General features: G+C 63.4%; 8 protein-coding genes and 1 pseudogene. 5 read left to right on the forward strand and 4 right to left on the reverse strand.

Annotated features, from left to right (window positions below; all coding sequences use genetic code 11):
- Positions 1 to 258: pseudogene (locus Y708_RS0114395) on the forward strand (ISAzo13 family transposase); the annotation flags it as partial.
- 26 nt (positions 259 to 284) lie between these two features.
- On the opposite strand, the gene Y708_RS0114400 reads toward Y708_RS0114395, so the two are convergent.
- The gene (locus Y708_RS0114400; protein ID WP_155853887.1) at positions 285 to 617 is read right to left on the reverse strand and encodes a hypothetical protein; all 333 of its coding nucleotides are present in this window, start codon (positions 615 to 617) and stop codon (positions 285 to 287) included.
- Positions 618 to 920: 303 nt separating this feature from the next.
- Here Y708_RS0114400 and Y708_RS0114405 point away from each other — a divergent pair, with 303 nt between their 5' ends.
- Both Y708_RS0114405 and Y708_RS0114410 read left to right on the forward strand, forming a co-directional pair.
- A complete protein-coding gene (locus tag Y708_RS0114405; protein ID WP_028280474.1) occupies positions 921 to 2,309 on the forward strand; it encodes a glycine--tRNA ligase in 1,389 nt (462 codons plus the stop codon).
- The gene (locus Y708_RS0114410; RefSeq protein ID WP_028280475.1) at positions 2,309 to 3,232 is read left to right on the forward strand and encodes a GNAT family protein; all 924 of its coding nucleotides are present in this window, start codon (positions 2,309 to 2,311) and stop codon (positions 3,230 to 3,232) included. The genes Y708_RS0114405 and Y708_RS0114410 overlap by 1 nt, the downstream gene beginning before the upstream one ends.
- A gap of 84 nt (positions 3,233 to 3,316) precedes the next feature.
- On the opposite strand, the gene Y708_RS25240 is transcribed toward Y708_RS0114410, so the two are convergent.
- Genes Y708_RS25240 through Y708_RS0114425 form a run of 3 tightly spaced genes read right to left on the reverse strand, consistent with a single transcriptional unit; the run spans position 3,317 to position 5,728 of the window.
- On the reverse strand, positions 3,317 to 4,132 hold the full coding sequence (locus Y708_RS25240; RefSeq protein ID WP_035776464.1) for a lysophospholipid acyltransferase family protein: 816 nt from the start codon (positions 4,130 to 4,132) through the stop codon (positions 3,317 to 3,319).
- Between the two features lie 3 nt (positions 4,133 to 4,135).
- Positions 4,136 to 4,945: a DUF1295 domain-containing protein gene (locus tag Y708_RS0114420; RefSeq protein ID WP_028280476.1), complete on the reverse strand. Its 810-nt coding sequence runs from the start codon at positions 4,943 to 4,945 to the stop codon at positions 4,136 to 4,138.
- 27 nt (positions 4,946 to 4,972) lie between these two features.
- Complete coding sequence (locus tag Y708_RS0114425) at positions 4,973 to 5,728, reverse strand: alpha/beta hydrolase (RefSeq protein ID WP_028280477.1); 756 nt, start codon at positions 5,726 to 5,728, stop codon at positions 4,973 to 4,975.
- Between the two features lie 203 nt (positions 5,729 to 5,931).
- Here Y708_RS0114425 and Y708_RS25245 point away from each other — a divergent pair, with 203 nt between their 5' ends.
- Together Y708_RS25245 and dusB are read left to right on the forward strand one after the other, a co-directional pair.
- The gene (locus Y708_RS25245) at positions 5,932 to 7,299 is read left to right on the forward strand and encodes a YibE/F family protein (protein WP_081746823.1); all 1,368 of its coding nucleotides are present in this window, start codon (positions 5,932 to 5,934) and stop codon (positions 7,297 to 7,299) included.
- 136 nt (positions 7,300 to 7,435) lie between these two features.
- Positions 7,436 to 8,509, forward strand: a 1,074-nt coding sequence (dusB, locus tag Y708_RS25250) for a tRNA dihydrouridine synthase DusB (RefSeq protein WP_035776467.1), incomplete at its 3' end; no start/stop codon positions are given.

Genomic DNA, 8,509 nt, shown 5'->3' on the forward strand with positions numbered 1-8,509 from the left:
AACAAAATCGAGCATCGTCTTTTCGCCCAGATCACCCGAAACTGGGCTGGCAGGCCGCTGCGGACCCACCAGACCATCGTTGAAACGATCTCCAACACCACCACCAGCACGGGCCTGACCGTCCAATGCGTCCTTGACACCTCCGAATATCCCACCGGACTCAGATACACCAGCCACGACATCGAATCACTGCCCCTCACCCGCCACGATTTCCATGGCGAATGGAACTACACGCTCGCACCACCCGACACGCCGTAATCAACCAGATTATTTATTCGCGAGCCCTAAGGAAAGGTGAAGGCCTGAACCGTCGGCGTATAACCGGCAGTCTGCAGCTTTTCAACAATGTAGTCCACGGAATCGTCGTATCCCTTGGTTCCCGCTGCCCTCGTCTTTCCATTGGCCAGGGCAATGTCATCCAACGCGTCGAGGTGGCCCACCACGCGTTCCACCGAGACGGCGGTGCGCAGCTTCTTCGAGTTGTTGTTATTGCTGTTCTCGTGCGTTGGCGTCGCGTGTGCAACAAGTCCGCCGGAGGCGACGAGGGCAAGTCCACCAACAATTGCACATGAGGCCCGGCCGAAGCGGGCGCGTGGAAGTCGATCGAGTGGGGTCACTGGAGTTCCTTTGTCGCGAGTGATGGTTGCGGTTGCAAACATGCAAACACCTGTGAGGTGGATCACAACACAGGTGCCCGCCCAATCTAGGCACCTTCGATGTTCTGCGTCAAGGATGCCGCCTTCGACTCTCCGGTCGGATGTGGTGCGCGCCCGATACCGCGTGCCCAAGTACCCGCCGTCGTTAGCCCTTCGGTAGGCTAGGGTGGTACCTTCGCCCGTCCGGCCCAGCTGACAGCTGCGTTTCCGGCGGCACACTGACGGACCGCACCCAGCGGCCTGTAGAAATTGGAGAAATTTCCCATGGCCAAGAACCAGTCAGCACTCGATCCGATCATTTCCCTGGCCAAGCGCCGCGGCTTTGTCTTCCAGGCGGGGGAGATCTATGGGGGTTCACGGTCTGCCTGGGATTATGGGCCGCTCGGCGCAGAGCTGAAGGAGAACATCAAGCGGCAGTGGTGGCAGTCGGTTGTCCGCGGACGCGACGACGTGGTTGGCCTTGACTCCTCCGTCATCCTTCCCCGCAAGGTCTGGGAAGCCTCCGGCCACGTTGATGTGTTCAGCGACCCGTTGGTGGAATGCCTCAGTTGCCACAAGCGCTATCGCGCTGACCACCTCGAGGAAGAGTACGAGGAAAAGAAGGGCCGCGCCGCCGAGAACGGGCTGGCGGACATTGCCTGTGTCAACTGTGGAACCCGCGGCCAATGGACGGAGCCGCAAGAATTCTCGGGTCTGCTGAAAACCTTCCTGGGCCCGGTGGCCAACGAAGAAGGCATGCATTACCTGCGCCCCGAAACAGCCCAGGGCATTTTTGTGAACTTCAACAACGTGCTCACCACCTCGCGCAAGAAGCCGCCCTTCGGCATCGGCCAGATCGGCAAGAGCTTCCGCAACGAGATCACGCCCGGTAATTTCATCTTCCGCACGCGTGAATTTGAGCAGATGGAGATGGAGTTCTTCGTTGAGCCGGGAACGGACGATGAGTGGCACCGGTACTGGATCAAGGAACGCCTCGACTGGTATACCGGCCTCGGCATCAACCCGGACAATCTTCGGCTCTTCGAACACCCGCTGGAAAAGCTCAGCCACTACTCCAAAGGCACCACGGATATTGAGTACCGATTCGGTTTCCAAGGCTCCGAATGGGGTGAGCTTGAGGGGGTGGCGAACCGCACCGATTTTGATCTCTCCACCCATTCCAAGCACTCCGGCACGGACCTGAGCTACTTCAACCAGGCAACCAATGAGCGCTTTACGCCGTACGTGATCGAGCCGGCTGCCGGCCTCACCCGGTCCTTCATGGCGTTCCTGGTTGATTCCTACACTGAGGACGAGGCGCCGAATTCCAAGGGCGGCGTAGACAAACGCACAGTGCTGCGGCTCGACCCGCGTCTGGCTCCTGTGAAGGCCGCGGTTCTTCCGTTGAGCCGGAACGAGGATCTCTCACCCAAGGCAAAGGATCTCGCGTCCACGCTGCGCCGCAGTTGGAACATCGACTTCGACGACGCCGGCGCGATTGGCCGCCGCTACCGCCGGCAGGATGAGATCGGTACCCCATTCTGCATCACCGTGGACTTCGACACGCTCGACGACCACGCAGTGACCATCCGTGAGCGGGACAGCATGGCGCAGGAGCGCGTGTCCCTCGACAAGGTTGAAGGCTACCTGGCGCAGCGCCTGGTCGGAGCATAATGGCGGTCCAGTACCGGCCCTGGCGTGAGGGCGACGAGCTTGAACTGCTGCAGCTGTGGGGTGGTCCGGAAGGAGCGCAGGCCGAGCAGTCCCGTGCCTTGCTGCGACCTTCGTCCGTCGATCCGTGGCTGCGCTGCATCGTCGCCGAGGACGTCGTGGGGACGGACCAGGCGGCCGTGCCCGTGGCAGCCGGCTACGTGTTCGCGCCGCGGCTGCACAACCAGCGCCTGTGGGCTTACGTTGAGGTTGCCGCGGACCATCGCCGGGCCGGAATCGGTTCCACGCTGCTGACCATGCTGCGCCACGAGGCGGGCCAATCGCCGTCGGGCATCTCGACCCTCCGTGCCAAGGTGACGCGGGGCTCAACCGGTGCGGCATTCGCCGGGTCTACCGGAATGAGTCAGATCCAGCGTTCCCGCATTGTCGAGGTCTCTCCGGGCGCACTGCCGGTATCGGAATTCAAGGACGACGCCGGCCCGCAGCTTGAGGAGGCGGCCACCGGTTCGGTGGAACTCACCTCTGCGGTCACCCAGTGGTACAACGCAGTGCACCAGTGGGATCCGGCGGACATGACGCTGGGGCAGGCACAGCAGTTCCTCCTCGCGGAGTCCACCGGCGCAGGCGGGGCTGTGGTGCTGCGCGACAAGCCCAAGTCACACGGCGGAACGATCGCCGCTTTCGCGCTCAGCTATACGCAGACCCGCACCGATGAACCGGCCGATGTGCTGGTGGGCTGCGACACTACGCTGCCCGCGTCCGAACAGCAGGCGGCCGTTGCTGCACTGCTTGCCATGCTGGTGTACCAGTATCCGGTTCAAGTGGAGGTGGACGACTCCATGACCGCGCTGGCCACCGTGCTGGAGCCGCTGCTCGTGTCGGGTTCAGCGCGTGTTATTGGCGAAACCCTGGTGGTCAGCGACTAGGTTTTCTGTGCCGCGCGGAGCATCCCCAGCGCGCCCTGCATTAGCCAATGATCGGCCCAACAACGTGCACCTCCGGGTGGCCGTTCACTGACGCTTGTGGCGTCCCATTTCGACGTCGTGTGCGTCCGCCGCTATCCGTTCCGTCTCCGTCATGGCACCGCCGCCCAGGCGTGCTGGCTGCCACCAGGCCCCCGGCGCCGGAACCAGAGGGAAGTCGGCGATGCCCCGGTTGATACCGTCCTGCAGTTCCGCGCGCAACTTTTCTGTTTCGTGCACGACGTCGGCATCCGCTGTGTGGCGGATCGGCTCGCTGATGTGCACGCGCACCGGCGCCCGCCAGGTTTGCCTGATTGAGAACTTGCGGCCGCGGCTCATCAGGCGGTGTGAGCCCCAGACGGAGATCGGAACGATGGGAACCCCTGCTTCGGCGGCCAGGCGCACTGCCCCGGTTTTCAGCTCGCGGACCGTGAAACTGCGGCTGACACCGGCTTCCGGCAGGATCGCCACGTACTCACCCGCACGGAGTTTCTCCAGGGCGCCCTGGTAGGCGGAACTCCCGGCACCGCGGTCCACGACCACGTGTCCTGCGGCATGGATGGCTGGGCCGGCAAACCAGTGGGACGCTGCCCCTTTGGTGATCAGGAACCGCATCTGGGCCCGCGCATGCTTCCACAGCATCAGCTCTGCGAAGGCGAAATCCAGGTAGCCGAAGTGGGTGATGGCAACCACTGCGCCCTTGCCCGGAACGGGCTGACGGGAGAAGCCGTTCAGGGGATCAGGCGGGAGGAGGTTCTCTGTTCCGGTGACCAGCACGCGGACCCGGAAGACCCACCGGAGCAGTTGGCCGGTGCGCACAATCAGCCGGTAGAAGCGGTCATTGGGCGGCGGTTGCCAGGCCATGGCCTAGGCACCCCGTCCGGGTTTGGGCGGCAGCGGGAAGAAGCCGCTCGTGTTCTCGATGTACTCCTTGTAGCCCGGGCGTGAGTTCATCCGCTTCTCAGTCAATGGCTTGCCGGTCTTGTTGGACAGGGTCCAGAACATGAGCAGCGGCGAAAGGATGGTGAGGACGCCCGGCCATGAGTCGGCGGACACCAGGAACAACCCGGTCCAGACCATCGCATCGCCAAAGTAGTTGGGATGCCGGGTGTACTTCCAGAGCCCGGTGTTGAGCACAGTGCCCTTGTTGGCAGGGTTGCCCTTGAACGCCGCCAGTTGCCAATCGCCCACGGTTTCGAAGAAGAAGCCAACCAGCCAGATCGCCGCGCCCACCCACGCAAGCCAGCCCAGTGCCGACTGGGAGTACATGGCCACCTGGATTGGCAGCGACACGAAGAGCATCACCACGCCCTGCGTGAGATAGACCCGCCGGATCGCATAGACGTTCCGCGATCCCGGTGCGTTGCTGAGCATGTCTTCGTATCGGGGATCTTCCTTCCCGTCACGGGCACGCCAGCCAATAAACCCGGCCAGCCGAAGTCCCCACGCTGCGGTCAGAACCAGCATGAGCCAGCGCCGGCCGTCGTCGCCGTCGTTCATTGACGCCAGGAAGGTCACCAGCGCAATCACCACGAAGCCGAGGCCCCACGCGGTGTCGATTACTGCGTGGCGCTTTTGTGCGAGGGCCACAGCAAAGGTCGCGGCGAGAAGCACAACCACGCCAAGGACTGAGAGGCCGAGCCCGGCAAGGAACTCGGGAAAAGGAAAGGCGGGCATGGTGGTCCTTCCAATCGAATATGTGGCTCAGGCGGTGATGGAGAGTGGCTCATCGTGTGTGAGCAGCGATTCGGCGCGCTGAAGCTGTGCCGGGTCAATGACGGCGCCGGTGTCCTCCGCGAGGGACTTCATGACATAGGACGCCGTGATCTCGTGCCAGATCCTCACCTTGCGGAACATGAAGTGCCCGGCACCGGTCAAGGTGACGTAGAGAAGTTGATCCGCCAGTTTCCTAGCCCCGTGCGCAAACACCAGGGACTGGCGCTGGGAGGTCCAACGGTCGGAATCGCCGTGAAGGATCAACACACGTTTGCCGGTCACCGGCTTGGCCGGAGTGTTGGTCTCGAGCCATGGTGCAAGGGAGACCACCGCGCGGACTTGCGGGTCGTCCGCCACGCACAGCGCCACCAGGCCGCCCATGGAATGTCCCACCACATACACGGGCACTCCCGCGTGCCTGGCGCGGATCTTGTCCAGTGCCCAGCGGGCGTCATGCAGAGGTGACATTTCCTCGCCGTTCCACCCCCGCACGCGATTGCGCAGGGACCACACTTCAAGACCGTGGCTGCTTCCCCAAGAATGGATGAGGCGCGCAAAAGGAATCATCCTGGCTGGGCTGAGGTGGCGGCTCCGCACCGGCTCAAAACTGTTGGACCGGCCCCCATGGAGCACCAATGTCACGGCGCGGACTTCGCCGGCCGCCGAACGGACAGTCACCACGGGAGCATGTGCAACCGTTCCGGCGGGTACTTCATCCGATTCGCTAAATCGTTCCCTGGTCATCCATCACTCCATTTATCAAGCCACTGCTTTAGTTCTCAACGATAACCACCTTATGCGCGATCACGGGCGGCTTCCTGCGTAGAATCCCTAGCAGAACGAACCCAGCCAGGATCGCGTTCCCGAAGCCGGCGGACGGCAGATCGACAACAGCAAGGAAACCTTTGGGTCACAGCCACATCCACCACGCCATCCAACGTGATCACATGGAGAGTTCGGAACAGCGGGCCTCTTTGATTGGAACCAGGCGCAGGGCAAACCTGCTGCTAGGGGCAATTCTGGTGCCGATCGGCATCATCACCATCATCGGGATGATGCTGCTGTGGCCCAGCGGTGACCGGTCGGAGCTTTCCGTGGCGGATCCCTACGCCACGGCGCCGGGGGCGTCCTTCGATACCGGCAAAGTGCAGCGCGTTGCACTGGAGGACTGCCCCTCCTCACAGCCCACGGTGGATGCGGGCGGAGAGGCGCAGCAGTGCCAGGTTGCGCATACGGTGCCCGACGCCGGCGGGTCAGCCGTCCCTGTTGAACTCAACCCCGAGATTGCCCGTTCCGGTGCAGTGGAAGCTGGCGACACCATCCGGTACCTCAATCTGGAAGGAATCATCCAGGGCGGGTCGGCGCCGTACGTTTTCGTGGACTCGGTCCGAACCATTCCGATGGCGGCGCTCGCGGTGCTGTACGCCGTCGTCGTCATTTCCGTTGCCCGGTGGCGCGGGCTGCGCGCCATCGTGGGCCTGGTGGGTGCACTTTTTGTCCTCGCGCAGTTCATCCTCCCAGGACTGGTGGAGGGGAAGCCGCCGCTGCTGCTGGCGCTCGTGGGTTCGGTGGTGATCATGATCGCGGTGCTGTACTTTGCCCACGGCTTCTCGGCACGAACGTCGACGGCGCTGCTTGGCACCATCTTTGGGCTGGGCATTACCGCGCTGCTTGCCGCCTGGGCAACGGATACCGCCAATCTGACCGGGACGGGGAACGATACGTCCACCACACTGGTCAATGCGGCCCCTGAAATTTCACTGACCGGAATCATTCTGTGCGGGTTGATCATTTCCGGACTGGGTGTGCTCAATGACGTCACCATCACCCAGTCTTCGGCCGTCTGGGAGCTGTACGAGTTGGCGCCGAATACTTCCGCCCGCCGCCTGTTCGCCGGTGCCATGCGTATTGGCCGGGATCATATCGCCTCCACTGTCTACACCATCGCGTTTGCCTACGCCGGTGCCGCCCTTCCACTGCTCATCCTCGTGTCCCTGTACGACCGTTCCCTGGTGGACACCCTGACCAGCGGCGAGCTGGCGGAGGAAGTGGTGAGAACGCTGGTCGGTTCCATTGGCCTGGTGTTGGCCATTCCGTTGACCACCCTGGTGGCGGTGCTGGTGGTCAAGGCAGTGGGCGTGGGACAGCGTGCGCAGCACACCGACGACGACGACGACGTCAGCTCGGCCGCGCTGGCCGCCGAGGACGCAGCGGGGTTGGCTGTCGGCGAGCGGATTATGGCGCAGGGGCCGGCGGCCGGTTCCGAGGGGACCGATGCCGGGGCGCTTCCGCGGCGGCGTGACATTCGGAACTGACACCTTTTGCGCAGATTCGCCCGGTTGGTGCAGGATTCGCGGGCTTGGAGCAGCGAATCCTGCACCAAGCCAACGAATCCGGGTTCCCTGGTCCCACTCCGGTTCACGATTTGCCTGTTCTTGAGACAATGGACCCGTGAGTATTGCACCATCCCTTCCCGCCACCCGGCTTGATCTGCCTCCGTTGCAGCTCGGCGGCATCACCGTGGACACCCCTGTGGTCCTGGCGCCGATGGCCGGCATCACCAACACCGCATTCCGCAGGCTGTGCCGGGAGTACGGCGGTGGCCTCTACGTGTCCGAGATGGTGACGTCGCGGGCGCTGGTTGAGCGAAATCCGGAATCACTGCGAATCATCTCGCACGACGACGACGAAAAAGTGCGCTCCGTCCAGCTATACGGGGTCGACCCAAAAACAGTCGGTGCGGCAGTCCGCATTCTGGTTGAGGAGGACCGGGCGGACCACATCGACCTGAACTTCGGCTGTCCGGTACCCAAAGTCACCCGCAAGGGCGGGGGAGCCGCGCTGCCGTGGAAGCTCGACCTTTTTACCGCCATTGTGCAGACGGCGGTGCGGGAAGCATCAAGGGGTGGTATTCCGCTGACCATCAAGATGCGTAAAGGCATTGACGAAGATCATCTAACGTTCCGGGAAGCCGGGAAGATTGCCCGCGACGCCGGGGTTGCCGCCGTAGCGCTTCATGGGCGCACCGCGTCGCAGTTCTACTCCGGCTCGGCGGACTGGAATGCCATTGCTGAACTGCGGGAGGCGCTGCCGGACATCCCGGTACTGGGCAACGGAGACATTTGGAGTGCCGAAGATGCTGTCCGCATGGTGCAGCAGACCGGCGTCGACGGTGTGGTTATTGGCCGCGGCTGCCAGGGCAGGCCCTGGCTGTTCGGCGATCTGGTCAACGCCTTCGAGGGAAATGACGCACGGCACCGGCCGGGGCTCGGCCGGGTTGCGGAGACGGTTTACCGCCATGCAGAGCTGCTCGTGGACACCTTCGGAAACGAGATGATGGCGCTGCGGGATATCCGCAAGCACATGGCCTGGTATTTCAAAGGCTATGTGGTGGGGGGAGAGCTGCGCGCCAGGTTGGCCGCAGTGCCCACGTTGGAAGTGCTCCGCGGGCTGCTGGCGGAGCTGGACCACAGCCTGCCGTATCCCGGGGCCGACGCCGAGGGCCCGCGCGGGCGGGCCGGCTCG

Source organism: Arthrobacter sp. H5, assembly GCF_000520595.1.
Classification (GTDB): domain Bacteria; phylum Actinomycetota; class Actinomycetes; order Actinomycetales; family Micrococcaceae; genus Arthrobacter_D.

Excerpts from the sequence above, each read along its gene's own strand:
- Y708_RS0114405 (WP_028280474.1), top strand. The coding sequence starts at position 921 with ATGGCCAAGAACCAGTCAGCACTCGATCCGATCATTTCCCTGGCCAAG.
- Y708_RS25240 (WP_035776464.1), bottom strand. The coding sequence starts at position 4,132 with ATGGCCTGGCAACCGCCGCCCAATGACCGCTTCTACCGGCTGATTGTG.
- Y708_RS0114420 (WP_028280476.1), bottom strand. The coding sequence starts at position 4,945 with ATGCCCGCCTTTCCTTTTCCCGAGTTCCTTGCCGGGCTCGGCCTCTCA.
- Y708_RS0114425 (WP_028280477.1), bottom strand. The coding sequence starts at position 5,728 with ATGACCAGGGAACGATTTAGCGAATCGGATGAAGTACCCGCCGGAACG.
- Y708_RS0114410 (WP_028280475.1), top strand. The coding sequence starts at position 2,309 with ATGGCGGTCCAGTACCGGCCCTGGCGTGAGGGCGACGAGCTTGAACTG.
- Y708_RS25245 (WP_081746823.1), top strand. The coding sequence starts at position 5,932 with ATGGAGAGTTCGGAACAGCGGGCCTCTTTGATTGGAACCAGGCGCAGG.